The organism is Flavobacterium sediminilitoris (genome assembly GCF_023008245.1).
GTDB classification, from domain to species: domain Bacteria; phylum Bacteroidota; class Bacteroidia; order Flavobacteriales; family Flavobacteriaceae; genus Flavobacterium; species Flavobacterium sediminilitoris.
In genome coordinates this window covers 1,396,930-1,418,670 of sequence record NZ_CP090145.1, presented here as the reverse complement: position 1 = coordinate 1,418,670, position 21,741 = coordinate 1,396,930, and the positions used below count along the sequence as shown (strand labels likewise).

Below are 21,741 nucleotides of genomic sequence, written 5' to 3'. Positions count from 1 at the left end.
TAAATAATATAGCAATATACTAATTAATTTTTATTGAAAATATTCAAAAACAAATAAGAAAATAAACCTAAAATGATTGTTAGTAATGTTTGTGATGTCCAAATAATCCATCCTAATGCTGTTCCTGCATCTTCCGCAATTCCGTATAATAGTAATACTTTGGCAATGGAAATAGGGAAAGCACCAATACCACCATTAGTAAAGCCAACAGCTAAACTTCCAAAAATAAAACCCATTATCACCACATCAAATGAGATTGAAGCTGTTTCTGGAATAGAAAATATACAAACGTAAAACATTAGTAAATAGCAAAACCAGATAAAAAAAGAGTGGAACAAGTATTTCCATTTATTTTTCATTTTTAAGACACTAGTCATGCCTTCAATAAGACCAATGAATTTAGATTTTATTTTCAATATTATTGGCCATTTTGCCCATTTCCAAATAAGTAAGAACGCAAAAAAAGAAATAAAGCCTATTATTGTAATAAAGATTATTCTATTAGGTGAAATATTAGAAAAAATGAAGTGATTAATTTTATCAAATTGTAATAGAAATGCAGTAATTACAAATAATAAAAAAATCAAGAAATCAATAACTCTTTCTGCTACAATTGTTCCAAATCCTTTATCAAAAGGGATACCTTCATATTTTTTTAAAATAATAGCTCTTGTTACCTCTCCAGATCGAGGAATTGTAAGATTTATCAAATATGAAATAGAAACTGCAAAGAAAGAATTATGAAATTTTGGTTCATATCCTAAATGTTGCAAAGAATATTTCCATCTATAAGATCTTGACCAATATCCAAATAAAGATATAATAACTGATAAAAGCACATAAAAATAATCGGCACTTTTAAAGTATACTTTTATCCTTTTAATCTGTTCTTCACTAAAAGAAGAATATTGATAATATATTAATCCAATTCCTATTAATAGAGGAATAAATATTTGCAAAATTTTCTTTAGGGAAGAACTCAAAATTAAGTTAATGAATTATCTTTTTCATTAGGAAACACTAACGAAGGCTTGAAATTTTTAGCTTCTTCAAAGTCCATTGATGCATAAGAAATGATGATAACAATATCTCCACGATGTACCTTTCTTGCTGCCGGACCATTTAAGGTTATTTCTCCGGTATTTCTAGGGCCTTTTATAGCGTAAGTTTCTAGTCGTTCACCATTGTTTATGTTTACAATTTGAACTTTTTCACCCTCAATAATGTTTGACGCTTCCATTAACGCTTCGTCAATGGTTATGCTGCCTATATAATTCAAATCGGCACCTGTTACGGTTACTCTATGAATTTTTGATTTTACTACTTGAATATGCATGCTGCAAAGTTAATTATTTCGTGTAAATTAAATATTTTTTTTTAAGGAAATATGAAATTCCTATTTCTATATCATAAAGCAGGAGTTACATTGAAATATTATCAATAAGTCTTATGTTATCAATAAAAACAGCTATAAAACCACGATATTTCTTAGTTTTATTTTTCCTCTTGCAAGTTAAAAGAGTTGATTCTTCAGCAATTTCAAAATATTCTAGCTTAAAATCAGGCATTTTTTTAAACTTTTCTTCAACTATTTTAACTACTTCATTAGCTGATTTTTTTTGAAACAATTTTTTCGTTTCTTTCAATATTTCATAAATAACTGAGGCTTTTTCTCTCGATTCATCTGACAGTCTTTCATTTCGAGAACTCATTGCCAAACCACTTTTCTCTCTGTAAATTGGACAACCAATAATTGTTACAGGTAAGTTGTGCTTAGAAACCATTTTCTTTACTATTTGTAATTGTTGAAAATCTTTTTCTCCAAAATAAGCATTAGTTGGTTTTATAATTTCAAAAAGTCGCTTTACAATTGTACCTACTCCATTAAAGTGACCTACTCGATGTTTTCCTTCCATTTGAAATTCAAGACCATCATAGCTAAAATCCTGAGACTCGACATTGTTTTCATAAATATCTTTAACTGTAGGATTGTAGATAATTACTTCAGAACTAATTTTTTTTATTTTAGCGACATCAGCCTCTAATGTACGTGGATACTTCTCTAAATCTTCTTTGTTATTAAACTGAGTAGGGTTTACAAAAATACTCATCACTGTAATATCATTTTCTATTAAAGATTTTTCTATTAAAGATAAATGTCCTTTATGCAAAGCACCCATAGTAGGAATAAACCCAATGGTCTTATTTTGATTAATCAAAGGCAATAAATGAGAGGATAAAACTTTGTTTTCAGTAAAAATGAGCATCTTGTTTTATGTTAATTAGTGTGCAAACTTACTATTTTACTAGATAAATCCATAAATTTTTGTAATTTTGCGTGTTTTTTAAAAACAATTGTTAAACAAAAATAGTTATGGAAGAAAAGAGGATATTGTACGTATCATCTGAAGTGGTGCCTTATTTAGCAGAGAATGAAGTCTCGCTACAGTCATATGAATTTCCAAAAATGATTAATGATATTGGAGGTCAAATAAGAATTTTTATGCCTCGATATGGAAATATTAATGAAAGAAGACATCAGCTACATGAAGTTATTCGTTTATCGGGAATGAATTTAGTAGTTAATGATATGGATATGCCTCTAATTATTAAGGTTGCTTCTATTCCTAAAGAAAGAATTCAAGTTTATTTCATTGACAATGATGAGTATTTCAAAAGGAAAGCTACTTTTACTGATGAAGATGGGAATTTATTTCCAGACAATGATGAAAGGGCTATCTTTTTTGCAAAAGGAGTTGTAGAAACTGTAAAAAAATTAAATTGGGTTCCTGATGTAATACATGTTCAAGGATGGATGGCATCATTATTACCAGTATATCTAAAACATTATTATAAAAATGAAGGAATATTTACTGATACAAAAATTATTACTTCAGTTTATAATTTAGGATTTGAAGGAGAATTGAATTCAGAATTAATGAATAAAATGAGTTTTGATAATATATCGGATGATGTTATTTCAACAGTTAAAATGCCAAATTATGAGAACTTAATGAAGTTAACAATTGATCATTCTGACGGTATTGTTATTGGTTCTGAAGGACTAAGCCCAACTTTAACAAAATATATAGAAACTTCCGAAAAACCTTTTTTACCTTTCACACCGAAAGAAAAGCTTAATGAAATTTACACTAGTTTCATTAAAAAACATATTTTATAAATTACGGTATAATTACATGAAAAAAATTGTTTCAAATATAGCTATATTGTTAAGCATAGCCACTATTGTTTCTTGCGATAAAGATTTTAACACAATAGGTTCCGAAGTTATTGGAGATGACCATTTTGATTTTTTAATAAAAGATGATGTTACATTGTCAGCTTACACTAAAAGAACAGGTGCTGTTCAATCAAACAACTTACCAATAAATTCTCTAGGAATATATGTTGACCCTTATTTTGGAACAACGAAATCAACATTTGTAAGCCAATTAGAATTAAGCAGTATTGCTCCTTATTTTGGAAATATACGAGAAATACAATCAACAGATTCTATCTATTTATATGTTCCTTATTTTAGTGAACAAACAGCAACAGGTTCTGGAATTGAACCTAATACTTTTAAATTAAAATCAGTTTATGGAGATTCAGATAACGCTACCTTAGATTTAAAGATATTTGAAAATGGTTACTTTCTAAGAAATTATAATGCCGCAGATCCTTCTATTTCACAAAAATATTATTCAGACGAAAAGACATCTTTAATTGAAAACAATTTAGCAAGTGCACAACTTAATGACGGCTCAAACCTTTCAGAAAACACTCAGTTTAAATTCAATAAAGAGGAAATAATTATCTACAAAACAAATGGTAGTGGAGCTTATTTAGACTCTAATGGAGCTGTGACAACTGATGATTCAAAAAGAGTAGTAAAAGAAAGGTTATCTCCAGGAATGTGGATTAATCTAAATAAAAGTTTCTTTGAGACTAAAGTTTTAAATGCTCCTGATAGCAAACTGATTAACAATAACTTGTTCAAAGAATACTTTAAAGGATTGTATTTTCAAGTTGATGCAAATTCAAGTGGTAATTCTAATGCATTAGCATTACTAGATTTTTCTAAAGCATATATTACAATGCAATATCACACAAAGGAAGCAGCAACAGATGAGTTTAAGAAAAAAACATTTAAATTAAATTTAAAAGGAAATACAATTAATTTCTTTGAAAACACATTTTCATCGGAATACAATGATGAACTAACGAATACTAATGCTCCTAATACAGACGAGTTCTTATACCCAAAAGGAGGTGATGGCTCTGTTGTTTTTATAGATTTATTCGGGGATGATGACGCAGGAGATGATGATTTAATCCCTGAAGAACTAGAAGAATTAAGATCTCAAAGTATTCTAATAAATGAGGCTTATTTAACTTTTTATGTAAAAAATGAAGGGCAAAAAAATCCAACAAGGATTTTTTTATATGATGCGACTAACAACACACCTATCTTAGATTATATTTTTGATAGTTCAACAGCGACAGATCCTGCTAACAACAAATTCTCATATGGAGGAATATTAGAAGTTGTTGAAAATGTTGATACAAAATATAAGATTCGATTAAGCAGTCATATTAATAATTTAATCAAAGGAACAAATCCAAATACAAATAAAAATGTAAGGCTTGGATTATCTGTTACTCAAAATATTAATAACGGAAACAGGTATGACATTAAAGACTCTACACTATTTGGCAATACTAATTTACCAATAGGATCTATAATGAGTCCACTAGGAACTATCTTATACGGGAATCACCCAAGTACTGATCCTAGTAAGAAAATGAAATTTGAAATTTATTACACAAAACCTAATTAATTTTTTATGTGTGGTATCGTAGGTTATATTGGTCATAGAGATGCTTATCCTTTAATAATTAAAGGATTACACAGACTAGAATACAGAGGTTATGATAGTGCCGGAATCGTTTTGTTTGACGGAAAAGATTTAAAATTATCTAAAACAAAAGGAAAGGTTTCAGACTTAGAATTGAAAGCCGAAAAGGAAGGTACACTACATGGAAATATAGGAATGGGACATACTCGTTGGGCGACTCATGGAGTTCCAAATGATATAAATTCTCACCCACATTGTTCAAACTCTGGAAACATTGTTATTATTCATAATGGTATTATTGAAAATTATGAACCGATAAAAAAAGAATTAATCAAAAGAGGTTATACTTTTAAATCGGACACGGACACTGAAGTTCTAGTCAATTTAATTGAAGATGTTAAGAAGAAAGAAGGATTAGGACTAGGAAAGGCTGTTCAAGTTGCTTTAAATCAGGTTGTTGGAGCTTATGCAATAGCTGTTTTTGATAAAGAGAAACCAAATGAAATTATTGCTGCTCGTCTTGGAAGTCCATTAGCAATAGGTATAGGTGAAAATGAGTTTTTTATTGCATCAGATGCTACACCTTTTATAGAATACACGTCAAATGCTATTTATTTAGAAGATGAAGAAATGGCAATTGTTCGTTTGCATAAACCAATGAAAGTTCGTAAAATTAAAGATGATTCTTTAGTTGAGCCTTATGTCCAAGAACTTCAAATGAATTTGGAGCAAATTGAGAAAGGAGGATATGAACACTTTATGCTAAAAGAAATTTACGAACAGCCAAGTGTTATTAAAGACACATATAGAGGTCGATTATTAGCAAACAAAGGAATTATTCAAATGTCTGGTGTTGAGGATAATATAGAAAAATTCCTTAACGCAGATCGAATTATAATAATTGCATGTGGTACTTCTTGGCATGCTGGATTAGTTGCTGAATATATTATTGAGGAATTTTCCAGAATCCCTGTAGAGGTTGAATATGCGTCAGAATTTAGATATAGAAATCCTATTATAAATGAGAATGATGTAGTAATTGCAATTTCTCAATCAGGAGAAACAGCAGATACATTAGCGGCTATAAAACTAGCAAAAGAAAAAGGAGCATTTGTTTTTGGTGTTTGTAATGTTGTTGGTTCATCTATTTCAAGAGAAACCCATGCAGGAGCTTATACTCATGCTGGCCCAGAAATTGGAGTTGCGTCAACAAAAGCATTTACAACACAAATTACAATTTTAACCATGTTAGCTTTGCGCTTAGCAAAAGCAAATGGAAAAATGTCAAATTCTGATTATCAAAGATATTTATTAGAACTGGAATTAATTCCAGAAAAAGTAACAGAAGCATTAAATACTAATGATGTAGCAAAGCAAATTGCAGCTATCTATAAAGATGCTCCAAATTGTTTATACTTAGGAAGAGGCTATAATTTTCCAGTTGCCTTAGAAGGAGCCTTAAAACTTAAAGAAATTTCTTATATTCATGCAGAAGGATATCCTGCTGCGGAAATGAAACACGGACCGATTGCTTTAATTGATGAATCAATGCCTGTGGTTGTAATTGCACCAAACAAAGGTCATTATGATAAAGTAGTTAGTAATATTCAAGAAATTAAGTCTAGGAGTGGAAAAATAATCGCTGTAGTTACAAAAGGAGACACACAGGTTAAGGAATTAGCAGATCATGTTATTGAAATTCCAGATACAAGTGAAGCTCTAACACCTTTATTAACAACAATTCCATTACAATTATTATCATATCATATAGCAGTAATGCGAAATTGTAATGTTGATCAACCTAGGAATTTAGCGAAGTCCGTTACTGTAGAATAACAATAAAAAAGCGAGATTTTTAAATTTCGCTTTTTTATTTCAAAAAAACTCAAAAAATTAATTGCAAAATTGTCTACAAAAAAACTATCTTTGCATTCTGAAAAATATATCGGTTTTTCAATACTAAATAGCTATTAAATAAATACATAAGCAATGTCTAAAGTTACAGGAAAAGTTGCAAAAATTATCGGACCAGTTGTTGACGTGGTATTTAACACGGAAAATGCTGAGCTTCCTAAAATTTATGATTCATTAGAAATCACTAAAGCAGACGGAACAAAATTAGTATTAGAAGTACAATCTCACATTGGTGAAGATACTGTTCGTACAATCTCAATGGATTCTACAGATGGTTTATCTAGAGGACAAGAAGTTTTGTCTTTAGGAACTCCTATTCAAATGCCAATTGGTTCAGAAGTATTTGGTCGTTTATTTAATGTAATTGGTGATGCAATTGACGGTTTAGGAGATTTACCTAAAGAAGGTTCAAATGGTTTGCCAATTCACAGACCAGCTCCAAAGTTTGAAGATTTATCAACTTCTACTGAAGTTTTATTTACAGGTATTAAAGTAATTGATTTAATTGAACCTTATGCAAAAGGAGGTAAAATTGGATTGTTTGGTGGTGCTGGAGTAGGTAAAACAGTATTAATTCAGGAGTTGATTAACAATATTGCAAAAGGTCACGGAGGACTTTCTGTATTTGCAGGAGTAGGAGAAAGAACACGTGAAGGAAATGACCTTTTAAGAGAGATGCTAGAATCTGGAATTATCAAATATGGTGATGATTTCATGCACTCTATGGAAAATGGAGGATGGGATTTATCTAAAGTTGATAAAGATATAATGAAAGATTCTAAAGCGACTTTCGTATTCGGACAAATGAATGAGCCACCTGGAGCACGTGCACGTGTTGCTTTATCTGGTTTAACAATTGCTGAATATTTCCGTGATGGAGCTGGAGATGGACAAGGGAAAGATGTACTTTTCTTCGTTGATAACATCTTCCGTTTTACACAAGCTGGATCTGAAGTATCTGCTTTATTAGGACGTATGCCATCTGCGGTAGGTTACCAACCTACATTAGCAACTGAGATGGGTGCGATGCAAGAGCGTATTACTTCTACAAAAACAGGATCTATTACATCAGTACAAGCAGTTTATGTACCTGCGGATGACTTAACTGACCCTGCACCTGCAACAACATTTGCTCACTTAGACGCAACAACAGTATTGTCTCGTAAAATTGCTGAGTTAGGTATTTATCCAGCAGTAGACCCATTAGATTCTACTTCTCGTATCTTAACTCCTCTTATTTTAGGTGACGAGCATTATGATTGTGCACAAAGAGTAAAAGAAATTCTTCAACGTTATAAAGAATTACAAGATATTATTGCAATTCTTGGTATGGAAGAATTATCTGAAGAAGATAAATTAGTCGTTTCTAGAGCGCGTCGTGTACAACGTTTCTTATCTCAACCATTCCACGTAGCTGAACAATTTACAGGATTGAAAGGTGTGTTAGTAGACATTAAAGATACTATTAAAGGATTTAACATGATTATGGATGGTGAATTAGATCATTTACCTGAAGCAGCATTTAACCTTAAAGGAACAATTGAAGAAGCTATTGAAGCTGGAGAAAAAATGTTATCAGAAGCATAACTGAATTAATGAACTACAAGTTACGAAAATTAATAATTCATAACTTGTAGTTTGAGATTCGTAATTATAAAAAATTATGATTTTAGAAATAGTATCACCAGAAGCCACATTATTTAAAGGAGAAGTTACTTCAGTAGCCGTTCCTGGTATTAATGGTGAATTTCAAATGTTAAATAATCACGCTCCTATTGTGTCATTATTAGCAAAAGGAAATATAAAAATTAATGCTCAAAATATTAAAATTCAAAAAGAGTTTGTTTCTAAATTCAATAAAATAAATGAGCAAACATTTTGGTTACCTATTAATTCTGGGACTATCGAAATGAAAGAAAATAAAGTTATTGTTTTAGCTGATTAAATCGCTTAAAAACAATTAATTACAAGCCTTGCTAACGCAAGGCTTTTTTTGCATTTACTTTACAATTATATTTTTAAATACCCCAAAAAACCATGAAAAAAACCTTACTCATTTTTATATTATTTTTATGTTATTCGTCGTTTTCACAAGAAAATTGGCAAATAATGATGCATGATAGAAATGCTAATTTTAATGAAATTCAAAAAGATTTTAATATATACTACAAAAAAAATGTGTCAAATTCTAAAAAGCTTCCTAAAGGAAAAGGAATTAAACAATTTAAAAGATGGGAATACTATTGGGAAAATAGAGTCGATGAAAATGGTAATTTTCCAAAAGAAGGAAATCTATTAGAAGAAATTAAAAGATATAAAAATTCACATACTAAATTCATAAGTAGAGGGTATTTTGCTGGTTCAGGAAATTGGAAAATTATAGGTCCTATTTCTTCTCCAAATAACGGAACAGGACAAATCAATGGAAATGGGAGGATAAACTGTATTACATTTCACCCAACAGATCCAAACACTATTTTTGTAGGAGCACCATCAGGTGGTTTTTGGAAATCAATAGATGGTGGAGCAACATGGAAAGAATATTCAAGCGGATTAGTTCGTTTAGGTGTTTCAAGTATTGTTATAGATCCAATAGATCCAAATATTATTTACATTGGAACAGGCGATAGAGATAGTGGTGATGCGCCTGGTTATGGTGTATATAAAAGTATAGATGGAGGAATAACATGGCTTAGTAGTAATACTGGAATGGGAAATAGAACTGTTTATGAAATTTTAATGAATCCAACCAATTCTAACATCTTAATAGCCTCAACAAACGGTAATAGAATATACAAAAGTATAGATGCAGGCGCAAATTGGACTTTTGCCTCTACTAGTTCTTCTATGAAAGATATTGCTTTTAAGCCTGGAGATCCAAATACGATATATGCTTCAGGAACAAGTGTAGATGTTTCTACAGATGGAGGAGCAACTTTTACTCAGGTTACTAGTGGCACTCCTATAGGTGTTCAAAGAATTGCTTTAGCCGTTTCTAATAACGAACCAGACTGGGTTTACTTATTAGCTGGTGGAGCTAATGGATTAATAGGTATATATCGCTCAACAGATAGTGGAATAAGTTTTTCAACAAGAACAAACGCACCTAATATTTTAGGGTATAATACAGATGGTTCTGGCACAGCAAGTCAAGCATATTATGACTTAGTCATTGCTGCAGATCCAACTGATGCTAATATCATATACACAGGTGGAGTAAATCTTTGGAAATCGACAGATGGAGGAGTAACAATGAATTGTGTTTCATATTGGGTTGGACAAAGTGGAACTATAGACGGAGTTCATGCAGACCAGCACGCTTTAGAATTTTCTCCACATACTAATTTTTTATATAATGGAAATGATGGAGGTGTATATTATTCTTCAAATAATGGAACCGATTGGAATGATATTAGTAGTGGTTTAGCTATTGCACAAGTTTATAAAATTGGCGCATCACAAACAATTGATAATCTAGTTATAAATGGTTATCAAGATAATGGAACAGCAATAAACAGAGGTCCTATATTCTCCACGGAAATAGGTGGTGACGGTATGGAATGTATTATTGATCCAACTAATGAAAACTATATGTATGGAGCCTTATACTATGGAGAAATTCGCAGATCAACAAACGGAGGAACTTCTTTTGGAAATATTACAAGTAGTATCTCTGAAACAGGAGCTTGGGTAACGCCATATAAACTAGATCCTAATAATTCAAATACAATGTTCGCAGGTTATGAAAATATATGGATAAATACTGCTGTGCGTACAGGATCTACTTGGAATCAAATCTCTAATTTTGGAGCAACTTCCAAAATTGTTGATTTAGCAATTGCCCCATCAAATAGTAATATAATGTATGTTTCTAGAAACGGAACAAATAAATTCTACTATACAAATGACGCTTTAGCAGCTTCACCTACTTGGACTAATTTAAACACAAATTTACCTGCTTCATTAGTACCTAAAGATATTGAAATAGATCCAAATGATCCTAATCATGTTTTTATAGCATTAGGAAATAACATTTATGAATCCACCGATGCAGGATTAAATTGGACAGATATTTCAGGAACACTCCCTAATATTTCATTAAATACTATTGTAATAGATCACTCAAGCCCTGTTAATGCGATGTATGTAGGAATGGATGTAGGAGTATATTATAAAGATGATAATTTGTCCGATTGGGAATCCTTTTCAACCGGATTAGCAAATTTAGAAATTACTGAGTTAGAAATATATTCAAATAACACAGAGTGTAAAAGTAAACTTTATGCTGCTACTTATGGACAAGGTCTTTGGACAAGTGATTTAAAGGATCCTGGAAACATTGCTCCAACTGCTTGTTTTGAATCAGAAACAACAGAAGATTGTATAGGAAATGACTTCATATTAATAGATAAATCTGATTATACACCTACTTCATGGTCTTGGACAATAACTCCTACTACTTTTACATATATAAACGGAACATCATCTACATCTCAAAATCCTGAAATTAGATTTACTAACGCAGGTACTTATACTGTTGAATTAACAGCAACAAATGCAAATGGCTCTAATACAGAGACTAAAACAGCGTATATTAACATTTATGCCGGAACTATAGCTTCAAATTTTAATGAAGATTTTGAAGGTGAAACACTATGTGCAACTACTACAGATTGTGGTTCAACAACATGTGGTTTAACTGGCTTTTGGTCAAATTTAACAAACGGAAATGATGATGATATCGACTGGAGAGTTGATGAAGGAGGAACTCCTAGTGCCAATACAGGTCCAAACACTGATTTTAATCCTGGTACAGCTACAGGAAATTATATTTATTTAGAAGCATCGTCCTGTTCTAATAAAACAGGAATACTAGAAAGCCAATGCATCGTAATAGACAAGAATTATGATTTCAATTTTGCTTATCATATGTTTGGAGTAAATACAGGCAGCTTACATATCGATTTATTTTCTGATGGAAAATGGCAAGAAAATATCATAACCACTATCTCTGGTAATCAAGGAAATCAATGGAATATAGCTACAGTAAATTTAGCACCATACGTAGGAAAAACAATCAAATTACGAATTAGAGGAATAACAGGTAATGGTTTCGAATCAGATATTGCTATAGATGATATACAGTTAGTTTCAAATTGCTCTACCCCTACAACATGGAATGGGACAGCATGGAGTAATGGAACTCCTTCACTAACCATACCAGTAGTAATAGACGGAAATTACAGCACATCTATAAACGGAAATTTTGAATGTTGTAGTTTATTAATAAATTCAGGATTCGAATTAAACATTAATCATTCGAATCATATTGTTGTTGAAAATGATATCGTTAATAATGGGATTTTAAATGTGAAAAACAACGGATCATTAATCCAAATAAATGATATAAATACTAATATTGGAAATATTAATTACGAAAGAACAACTAATATTCGTCAACAAGACTATGTATTTTGGTCTTCTCCTATTGAAGGATTTAATGTAGGAGATATTTCTCCTTTAACATCTTCAGGAAACATATACAAATGGGATTCTGTTTTTACAAATGGAAATGGAGGTCAAGGATATTGGGTTAATGCTCCTAATGACGTTATGCTTCCTGGAAATGGTTATATTGTACGAGGACCAAGTAATTTCACAAGTACTGCACAAGATTTTACAGCCGAATTCATTAATGGTTCTCCAAACAATGGAGCTATTTCAACAACTATTTCTAGAGGAAATTATACGGGTGTTGATTATTCAGGAGCAAACTCTATAACAATAACAAGATTTGATGATAACTGGAATTTAATTGGAAACCCATATCCTTCATCTATTAATGTAATTGATTTTCTAAATTTAAATAGCTCAATTATTGAAGGGTCTGTTAGAATCTGGACACATGGAACTCTTCCAAGTACATCTAATCCTAATCCTTTTTATGGGAACTATACAACAAATTATTCTTTGTCAGATTTTATTGTACATAATGGAACAGGAACAGTAAGTGGTCCAAATGGATTTAATGGGTTTATTGCTGGAGGACAAGGCTTTATGGTTTTAATGAATGATGGTGCTACAGCATCAGATAATATTATTTTTAATAATTCATTGAGAAATAAGACATACACAAACGATCAATTTTATAAAACAAGTCCTTCTTCAGTTGAAAAGAACAGAATTTGGTTAAATTTATCAAATGAAAATGCGGATTCAGATAGAACACTAATTGGCTATTTAGAAGAAGCTACAAATTCAAAAGATAGATTATATGATGCTTTCACAAAAGTAGAGCCAAACGCACAAAAGATATATACTTTTATAGGAAGTGATAAAATGACTATCCAAGCATTTGGACTACCTTTCTCTGATGAAGACACTATTCCGTTAGGTATAAACACACCAACTCCTGGAAATTATACTATTTCAATTCATGCAGTTGATGGATTTTTTACAGGACAACAAATATTTGTCGAAGATACTTTCTTAAACACTATTAATAATATTTCTAATCAACCTTACTCTTTTTATTCTGAAGCAAATGAAATCAATGATCGTTTTATCTTAAGGTTTAATACATCTTTACTTTCTAATATTGATTTTGAAGTAGACCCAAATGATATTATTGTAAGTGGAATAGATCAAATTGAAATAGAATCTAAAAAAGAGAAAATTAAAAATATTGTTATTTATGATGTTTTAGGAAGAAAAGTATTAGATAAGAATAATATCGATGCATATAAATTCAACATAAATTCAATTATAAAATCAGATTCGGCATTATTAATGAAAATTACATTAAGCAATAACCAAATAGCATATAAGAAATTTTTATTTTAAAAAAATATAGCTGTTTTATCTAAATCAAAAGTCCTACAAATAGTAGGACTTTTTTTAATCTATTCTATTCTTTCATAAACTTGCTTCTTATTGTCATTTGACAACATCATTCTATTATTCTCTACATAATATTTTGTATGCACAGATTCATTTGTTACAGAGTCAATAAAATACAACAAACCTTTATCTCTATCTGTTTTCCATTTTCCAGATTGCGAATTATTACCGGCAGTACTATTAAAATTTGCATCTTTACTCCCAACGTATGAATCACCTTGCCAATTAATAACAACTCCATTTTCTTTAAATTGAAGAAAAAAATCAGTTGTCATAGAAGTATAAAGCGCTCCTAAACCACTATTAATAACCTCAGTATAACGCCAAGTACCTATTAATCTTTCATCTAATTCCATTGTTTTTTTAATATTAAGTTCATCAACACTTTTGCCTTTAGATACAGTATCTAGCTGAGTAATCTCTTTTTTAATATCTTCATCCCTTGTTAACTTTTCACAGTTTATTAAAAAAAGTAAAAAGAATAAATATGCTATTCTCATCTTCTAAATTTTTAATTAATTTACATTCCTTTATCTCATTAATGTAAAGTTGCAAAACAATAGTTATTTAAAAAAGAGTCAGTTCCCTGTTTATTAATGAGGGAATTTCTAAAATAAAAACAGGTAAAACCACCTTTTTTAATTAAAAAAATCATACTAAAGACAGAAAACATTAAAGAAAAATTAATTAAAAGTTCCTTATTTTTGAAAAATGAAACTACCTAAGTTATTACAAAATAAAATCGACAATCGCATTAATAATAATGCTTTACGAACACTTAAAAAACAATCTATTGTAGTTGATTTTGCTTCAAATGATTATTTAGGATTCTCAAAGAATGAAAATATCTTTCACAAAGCGCATGAATTACTAATTCAAAAAAAAGCAACTCAAAACGGAGCTACAGGTTCACGTTTACTTTCTGGTAATCATTTTTTATATGAAGAAACAGAAAGTTTCATAGCACAATTTCATCAATCTGAAAGCGCATTAATATTTAATTCGGGTTACGATGCAAATATTGGCCTATTTAGCTCAGTTCCACAAAGAAATGATATTGTTTTATATGACGAATTTAGTCATGCTTCTATTCGTGATGGTATTCAAATGAGTTTAGCTAAATCTTACAAATTCAAACACAATGATCTAAACGATTTAGAAAAACTGCTTCAACGCTTTGAAAACAAACTTTCAGAAATTTATATTGTTACTGAATCTGTCTTTTCAATGGATGGAGATTCACCAGATATACTAAAATTAGCCAATCTATCAGAAAAACACAATGCACTACTTATCATTGATGAGGCACATTCATTAGGCGTTTTTGGAAATAAAGGACAAGGATTAGTGCAAGAATTAACACTACAAGATAAAGTTTTTGCACGAATTATGACATTCGGAAAAGGACTTGGTTGTCATGGAGCAGCTATATTAGGAAGTAAGAAACTAAAAGAATATCTAATAAATTTTTCTAGAAGTTTTATTTACACAACTGCACTTCCTCCACACTCTATAGCCACTATTTTAATAGCATATCAAGAATTAGAAAGAAGTCAAGAAAAAATTAAAAAACTACAAGAAAACTCTCTTTTTTTTAATCAAAATATTTCTTCAATTTTTAATTCCACAAATTACAATTCAAGTATAAAGTCCATTATTATTTCAGGAAATGAAAGGGTTAAAAATGCTTCTATTTATTTAAACAATAAAGGATTCGATGTAAAACCAATACTTTCTCCAACAGTTTCTGAAGGACAAGAACGACTTCGTTTTTGTTTACATAGTTATAATTCCAAAGAAGAAATAAAAGAAGCTTTATTATCATTAGAAAAACACTTAATAAATACATAAAACATTTTAATTGTCTCTATTGTTTACGACCTTTGCAAGGAAATAAAACATATTAAAATGAAATTATTTATAACAGGCATAGGAACCGATGTAGGAAAAACAATAGCTTCGGCAATACTTGTAGAAGCATTAAAAGCCGATTACTGGAAACCTATTCAGGCAGGTGATTTAGATAATTCAGACACTCATAAGGTTCAAAAATATACTACTAATATTAAAACTGTCTTTCATAAAAACAGTTATGCATTAAGTTATCCTGCAAGTCCGCATTACGCTGCTCAACTAGATAATGTTACTATTAATCTTAAAGAGATAAAAGAACCTAAAACAAAAAACCATTTAATCATAGAAGCTGCTGGAGGTCTTTTTGTACCTTTAAATAATGAAAACACTATTGTAGACTTAATTCAACCCGACTATAAAGTAATAATTGTTTCTCGTCATTATTTAGGTAGTATAAATCACACATTATTAACTATAGAAGCCTTACAAAACAGAAAGATTGATATTGCAGGTATAATTTTTAATGGAGAAGAAAATAAAGCAACAGAAGAAATTATTCTTTCAAAATCAGGTTTAAATATGATAGGACGAATAGAGAACGAACCTTATTTTGATAAAAATGTAATTCGTTATTATGCCGATTTATTTCATGAAAATCTCTCACAAATTAATTAATTGCTCATTAGATATTACCCTAAGCTTTTACCTTTGATTTTTAAACACTTAAGAGATTAATTATATTATACTCTTTCCCTTATTCTATTACAAAATGACTTTATCTGAAAAAGACACATTATACAATTGGCATCCTTATACACAACATAAAACAGCATTTCCTCATCCTGTTATAATTAAAGGAAAAGAAGCATTACTTTGGGATGAAAACGAAAAAGAATATATAGACGCTATTGCATCTTGGTGGGTTAATCCTTTTGGACATAGTAATCCTTTTATAGCTAAAGCTATTTACAAGCAACTAACCGAGTTAGAACATGTCCTTTTTGGTGGATTCACTCATAAACCAGTAATAGAATTGGCTGAAAAGCTATCTCAAATTTTACCTTCAAACCAAAAAAAGTTTTTTTATTCAGATAATGGATCTACAGCAGTAGAAGTAGCTTTAAAAGTAGCTTTACAATACTTTTATAATAAAAAAGAGAAGAAAACTAAAATAATTGCTTTTGAAAATGCTTTTCATGGCGATACTTTTGGCGCAATGGCAGCAAGTGGTATTTCGTTTTTTACAGAAGCTTTTCAAGGTTCTTTATTAGAAGTAACTCGAATTCCTGTTCCAACAGAAGGAAATGAAGAAAAAACCATTCAATTATTTGAAAAATTAGCACAATCAAATGAATATGCTGCTTTTATTTTTGAACCCTTAGTACAAGGTGCAGCAGGAATGGTAATGTATTCTAGTTCTGTTTTAGATACAATACTAAGCATTGCCAAAAAAAACAACGTTTTTACTATTGCAGATGAAGTTATGACTGGTTTTGGAAAAACAGGAAAAAATTTCGCTTGCGACTACCTAAAGCAGCAACCCGACATGATGTGCCTTTCAAAAGCACTTACTGGAGGAACAATTCCTATGGCAATAACAAGTTTTACAAATGAAATTTATAATGCCTTTTATGATAATGACACTTCAAAAGCATTGTTCCATGGTCATACTTTTACAGCAAACCCTACTGGTTGTGCAGCCGCTTTAGCCTCAATTGAATTACTAGAAACACCAGAAATACAAAACAACATACATCAAATTCACCAGCAACATTTACTGTTTGAAAAACACATTAAAACGCACCCAAAGGTGAAAACAACAAGATCTCTAGGTGTAATTTTCGCATTGGAAATCCATATTGAAGAACAACAAGATTACTATGGAGAATTACGAAACAAATTATATCGTTTTTTTATTGAAAATGGTATTATTTTAAGACCTGTAGGTAATATTATATACATATTACCACCTTACATTATAACCAAAGAACAACTCGATAAAATTTACAATACCATAGAAAAAGCATTAAACATAGTATAATTTTGTTAGGAGTAAATCTCTAGGTATATTTGCAAACCATTTTCCTGCTGTTTACTATATCTTTAAAAATAATATTTTAAAGGATGTCGTTTCCGTCAGGACTAAAGAAAAACCATAAACCTTTTGAATCAAAAAATTTCCATAACCGCATTAGCTTCTCTTTCCGCATTAGGAAACACAACTGAAGAAATCTGGAATCATTATTTAGACAAGAACAAAACCTTTATTTCTAAGAAAAATATTGGAAACCAAGAAGTTTGGGCAGCAAGTATTTCTGAAAAATTAGAAAACGAAATAAAAGAACTTCAAGAATCCGACACAAAATATAGAAATTTAGACAAATCAGTTCTATATGCTATTTGGGTTTCTCGTTTAGCAATAAAACAAGCAAAATGGACAAAAGAAGATGTTTTTGGGATAAACATAGGCTCTTCAAGAGGAGCAACAGAGCTTTTTGAACATTATCACGCAGAATTTATTAAAACAAATAAGGTAAGCACTTTAGCATCACCTACAACAACATTAGGAAATATATCCAGTTGGGTAGCAAATGACTTACAAAGTACCGGACCTGAAATTTCACATTCCATTACCTGTTCCACATCATTACATTCACTATTAAATGGAGTGGTATGGATACAATCAGGAATGACCGATAAGTTTCTAATAGGTGGTTCAGAAGCACCTCTAACCCCCTTTACAATTGCACAAATGCAAGCCTTAAGCATCTATTCTAGGCAAAAAGGCGATTATCCATGTAGAGCTTTCGATTTAAACAAAACCGAGAACACCATGGTAATAGGTGAAGGAGCAAGTGTAATTACTTTAGAAGCAGGGCAAAAAGAAAATGCATTAGCATTTGTAGAAGGAATTGGCTATGCCACAGAAGTTTTAGAACACAATATTTCTATTTCTACAGAAGCAGACTGTTTTCAAAAATCAATGAAAATGGCATTAAAAAACAATTCTTTAGAAGAAATAGATGCCATAATAATGCATGCTCCAGGAACAATAAAAGGAGACACATCAGAATTAAACGCGATAAAAAAAATATTTGGCAATACTCTTCCATTTTTAACTACAAACAAATGGAAAATAGGTCACACATTTGGAGCTTCAGGAATTTTAAGTTTAGAACTCGCCATCTTAATGTTACAAAATCAAAAATTTATAGAAATTCCATTTTATAATCAGGAAAAAAGGAAAGCACCAATAAGAAAAATTTTAGTAAATGCTGTTGGTTTTGGTGGAAATGCTGTAAGTATTTTAATTTCAAAATAGAAAAAATTTACCTCTAAGTGATCAAAAAACGAGATTTTATATCATAATTCAACAAAAAAGTCCCAAAAAAAGGGACTTTCTCGGTTTCATACTCATTGTAAAAGTTTGAAACATCTAACTAAAATTCAAGCCTAACCAAAAGCTTAAAAACTAAAACTAATTCCAGAATACAAACCAACAAAATATGGTTTAAAATTCCCCGAATTGGTATTAAAGGTATTGATTTGGTATTTAAACATAGGTTGGAGGTTCGCATTAAACGATTTCCAAAAACTATATTTAAAACCCAAACCGACATTACTACTAAAATGTATATTGTTTAAATTACTAGCTTTTCCTATATTCATTTCAGATTGATTTGAAACTAATGAAACTGTATTTTTACTTAGAAACAAAGTACTCATTCCTCCAATAAGTTCAATTCCAAATTTCTTATCAATAAGTTTATAACTTACTTCTAAAGGCACTTCAATATATCCCATTTCTTGGTTTAAACTTGCCTCTTTAACATCGCTAAGACCACTAACTTCTGATGCAAATAATGATGCTTGAATTTGAACGGTACTATTATTCTTTAACACTAAAAATTGCGCATTACTGTTTGTTTCAACATTTAATGATGTTGATCGTGCCTGATCTAAAGTATTTGAATAATAAACATTGTTTGTATTATAACTAAGAGCAATAGAATTTATTCCTGTTCTTAAACTTACCTTTTCAGACAAAGCATATTGTATTCCTAAACCATAACTTAGCGAAGTTGAATAACTCTTCGCATTGTCAATAAATTGTTCATCAATAGGAGACCCTTCAGATACCGAATTGAAATAAACGGGAGCAGCATTACTGCTAACTACCCATTTACCTCTTTTCTCTTCTTCTTTTTCAACAGCATTCCTTCCCTCTTCCTTTTCTTTTAGCAATTGTTCTAATGCATTTACATCAGTTTTAACTTCTGCAATCACAATAGTACTATCTTTATCCATCGGTATTGATAATATGTTTTTTCCTTTCTTCTCATCCGTTTTATTACTTGTGTACGGAGTATTAGTACTTGTCTCATTAAAAGTCAAAGTGCGTTTCTCATCAAGCTTATTTTCTTCTTTTAAAGATTCATTCCTAGTATTATCAACTAATTTTGTCTTTTCCGCTAATTCTTCTTCATTTATAAATACATTTTGATTTAATTCATCTAAAGAATTAGTTGTGCTTTTTAAATTTGATGATTCATTCTTCTTATTACTATTTGCTAAAACAATATTTTCATCATTCTTTACTATTTCATCAACCATATAACTTTCAAAAGAACTTTCATTTCGTTTATCGTTGTTTACTAATTCCGAATTTATTTTATCAGAATACGATTTATTTTGTTCTTTATAATTTGATGCTTTGTTCTCTATATTCTTCTTTAAATTAGATATATTATCATTATTCACGACAACTCCATCTGATTTACTTTTTAAAATACGTTCTTTATTATTCAATGACTCATTAGTCGAATTACTCGTATTCTCTAATGTTGATTCTACTATATTGCTTCCTTTTTCAAATGAACTTTCTACAACATTACCATCAGGTTTCGAATCTACAACAGGTTTCTCATTTGAAATATCATCTAAGTTATCCTTTTCTTGAATATCATTTTTTTCTTGAATAACAATACTATTCTCTATTATGTCTACTTCTTTATTTTTATTATTATTTAGAATAAGGAAAAAAGTTAAGAAGAGAGAAGCTGCAATTCCTGATGCTTTAAACCAAAATGGAATACCTCTTTTTCTATCCTTTTTCTTCTCTAATTTTGAAGCAATATTTTCCCAAGCAGCATTTGGAGGAATCTCCTCAAAATCTTTGAATTTTTCTTGAAATAAACGCTCTATATTTTTATTCTCTTTCATTTTATCTTTGGAATTGAAGTTAATTCACTCGCTTCAATCTTGCTTTTTAATATTCCTTTAGCTCTTGCTAAATTAGATTTCGAAGTTCCAATGTTTATCTCTAACATTTCAGCTATTTCTTTATGAGAATAGCCATCCATAACATATAAATTGAAAACTAGTCTATATCTATCTGGTAACTCTTGAATTATCTTAGTTAAAAACTCTAATGATATATTTTCTTCTTCAACCTCAACAACTTCATCTTCTATTACATTTTCCGTTATAATTTCAAAAACACCTTGATTCCGATATTGTTGAAGAATATAATTAATAACAACCCTTTTCGCCCAACCTTCAAATGACCCTTGAAACTTAAATTGATTTATTTTTTCAAATAATAATAAAAAACCTTCTTGTAAATTATCTTGTGCTTCCTCATAGCTCCTAGAATACTTAAGGCAAACAGCAAATATCTTAGGACTTAAAAGTCTATATATTTGCTCAAATGCCTTAGTATCTCCTTGCTTACAATCATTTATGAGGTTGTCAATTATCAAAATGTATTTCTGTTTTTTTTAGTCTGTAACGGGTATTTCCACTTCATAAAAAACATCTTCACCACCATCATCTTTTCCTTGCCAAAATTTAAAAATATAAGAGCCACTGTTAAGTACTTCAAAATTAAACGCAGCTTCTAAAAGTATTGGATCCACTATATTTTGACAATCATTTTTTTCATAAACAACTGCCTGAATAGCGAAAGTACGGGTATTTAGTTCTCTATCGAAATAAATTCCATTATAGGCATAACAAGTTGTTGGCCTTTTATACTTCACCTTAATATTATAAATTTCGCCTCTTTGAAAACTATCAGGCATATCTACTTCCTCTATAGGCAAAAAATCTAAATGATATCTTTCGCCTTCATCAACACTACATGAGTTTAAAATTAAAAATAAACTCAATAAAAAAAATATTCTCTTCATAAAACAACGTTTTCTATTAAGAT

17 protein-coding genes are annotated in these 21,741 nt (G+C 30.2%); 10 read left to right on the top strand and 7 right to left on the bottom strand.

Annotated features, from left to right (window positions below; translation table 11 throughout):
- Positions 1-23: 23 nt before the first annotated feature.
- From LXD69_RS06410 to panC, 3 genes are all read right to left on the bottom strand, one after another.
- Entirely contained in the window at positions 24-959 is a 936-nt protein-coding gene (locus LXD69_RS06410) for a lysylphosphatidylglycerol synthase transmembrane domain-containing protein (RefSeq protein ID WP_246918344.1), read from the bottom strand.
- A 26-nt stretch (positions 960-985) separates the two neighbouring features.
- Complete coding sequence (gene panD, locus LXD69_RS06405; protein ID WP_045969912.1) at positions 986-1,336, bottom strand: aspartate 1-decarboxylase; 351 nt, start codon at positions 1,334-1,336, stop codon at positions 986-988.
- 85 nt (positions 1,337-1,421) lie between these two features.
- Complete coding sequence (gene panC, locus LXD69_RS06400; protein WP_246918343.1) at positions 1,422-2,267, bottom strand: pantoate--beta-alanine ligase; 846 nt, start codon at positions 2,265-2,267, stop codon at positions 1,422-1,424.
- A 107-nt stretch (positions 2,268-2,374) separates the two neighbouring features.
- Between panC and LXD69_RS06395 the strand changes: the two genes are divergently transcribed.
- The 6 genes from LXD69_RS06395 (at position 2,375) to LXD69_RS06370 (ending at position 13,616) form a co-directional block, all read left to right on the top strand.
- Positions 2,375-3,181 carry a glycogen/starch synthase gene (locus tag LXD69_RS06395; protein ID WP_045969916.1) on the top strand — a complete coding sequence of 269 codons (807 nt, stop codon included), beginning with the start codon at positions 2,375-2,377 and terminating at the stop codon, positions 3,179-3,181.
- A gap of 16 nt (positions 3,182-3,197) precedes the next feature.
- A complete protein-coding gene (locus LXD69_RS06390; protein WP_246918342.1) occupies positions 3,198-4,841 on the top strand; it encodes a DUF4270 domain-containing protein in 1,644 nt (547 codons plus the stop codon).
- Positions 4,842-4,847: 6 nt separating this feature from the next.
- Entirely contained in the window at positions 4,848-6,695 is a 1,848-nt protein-coding gene (gene glmS / locus LXD69_RS06385) for a glutamine--fructose-6-phosphate transaminase (isomerizing) (RefSeq protein ID WP_246918341.1), read from the top strand.
- Between the two features lie 153 nt (positions 6,696-6,848).
- Entirely contained in the window at positions 6,849-8,360 is a 1,512-nt protein-coding gene (atpD, locus tag LXD69_RS06380; protein WP_045969922.1) for a F0F1 ATP synthase subunit beta, read from the top strand.
- 76 nt (positions 8,361-8,436) lie between these two features.
- Positions 8,437-8,718 carry a F0F1 ATP synthase subunit epsilon gene (locus LXD69_RS06375; RefSeq protein ID WP_045969924.1) on the top strand — a complete coding sequence of 94 codons (282 nt, stop codon included), beginning with the start codon at positions 8,437-8,439 and terminating at the stop codon, positions 8,716-8,718.
- 92 nt (positions 8,719-8,810) lie between these two features.
- The gene (locus LXD69_RS06370; RefSeq protein WP_246918339.1) at positions 8,811-13,616 is read left to right on the top strand and encodes a PKD domain-containing protein; all 4,806 of its coding nucleotides are present in this window, start codon (positions 8,811-8,813) and stop codon (positions 13,614-13,616) included.
- A 59-nt stretch (positions 13,617-13,675) separates the two neighbouring features.
- Here the strand turns inward: LXD69_RS06370 and LXD69_RS06365 are convergent, their stop codons facing one another.
- The gene (locus LXD69_RS06365; RefSeq protein ID WP_246918337.1) at positions 13,676-14,173 is read right to left on the bottom strand and encodes a hypothetical protein; all 498 of its coding nucleotides are present in this window, start codon (positions 14,171-14,173) and stop codon (positions 13,676-13,678) included.
- A gap of 211 nt (positions 14,174-14,384) precedes the next feature.
- On the opposite strand from LXD69_RS06365, the gene LXD69_RS06360 reads away from it, so the two are divergent.
- The 4 genes from LXD69_RS06360 (at position 14,385) to LXD69_RS06345 (ending at position 18,849) form a co-directional block, all read left to right on the top strand.
- Complete coding sequence (locus LXD69_RS06360; RefSeq protein ID WP_246918336.1) at positions 14,385-15,524, top strand: aminotransferase class I/II-fold pyridoxal phosphate-dependent enzyme; 1,140 nt, start codon at positions 14,385-14,387, stop codon at positions 15,522-15,524.
- Between the two features lie 57 nt (positions 15,525-15,581).
- Positions 15,582-16,202, top strand: a complete 621-nt coding sequence (gene bioD / locus LXD69_RS06355; protein ID WP_246918335.1) for a dethiobiotin synthase — start codon at positions 15,582-15,584, stop codon at positions 16,200-16,202.
- 94 nt (positions 16,203-16,296) lie between these two features.
- Positions 16,297-17,568, top strand: a complete 1,272-nt coding sequence (gene bioA, locus LXD69_RS06350) for an adenosylmethionine--8-amino-7-oxononanoate transaminase (RefSeq protein WP_246918334.1) — start codon at positions 16,297-16,299, stop codon at positions 17,566-17,568.
- 123 nt (positions 17,569-17,691) lie between these two features.
- Positions 17,692-18,849: a beta-ketoacyl synthase N-terminal-like domain-containing protein gene (locus LXD69_RS06345; RefSeq protein WP_246918333.1), complete on the top strand. Its 1,158-nt coding sequence runs from the start codon at positions 17,692-17,694 to the stop codon at positions 18,847-18,849.
- 143 nt (positions 18,850-18,992) lie between these two features.
- On the opposite strand, the gene LXD69_RS06340 is transcribed toward LXD69_RS06345, so the two are convergent.
- From LXD69_RS06340 to LXD69_RS06330, 3 genes are read right to left on the bottom strand one after another with little or no spacing between them, the layout of a single operon-like run.
- Entirely contained in the window at positions 18,993-20,750 is a 1,758-nt protein-coding gene (locus tag LXD69_RS06340; RefSeq protein ID WP_246918332.1) for a hypothetical protein, read from the bottom strand.
- Positions 20,747-21,289, bottom strand: coding sequence for an RNA polymerase sigma factor (locus LXD69_RS06335; protein ID WP_045969937.1), 543 nt, complete (start codon positions 21,287-21,289; stop codon positions 20,747-20,749). The genes LXD69_RS06340 and LXD69_RS06335 overlap by 4 nt, the downstream gene beginning before the upstream one ends.
- An 18-nt stretch (positions 21,290-21,307) precedes the next feature.
- A complete protein-coding gene (locus tag LXD69_RS06330) occupies positions 21,308-21,718 on the bottom strand; it encodes a hypothetical protein (RefSeq protein ID WP_246918331.1) in 411 nt (136 codons plus the stop codon).
- Positions 21,719-21,741 lie beyond the last annotated feature (23 nt).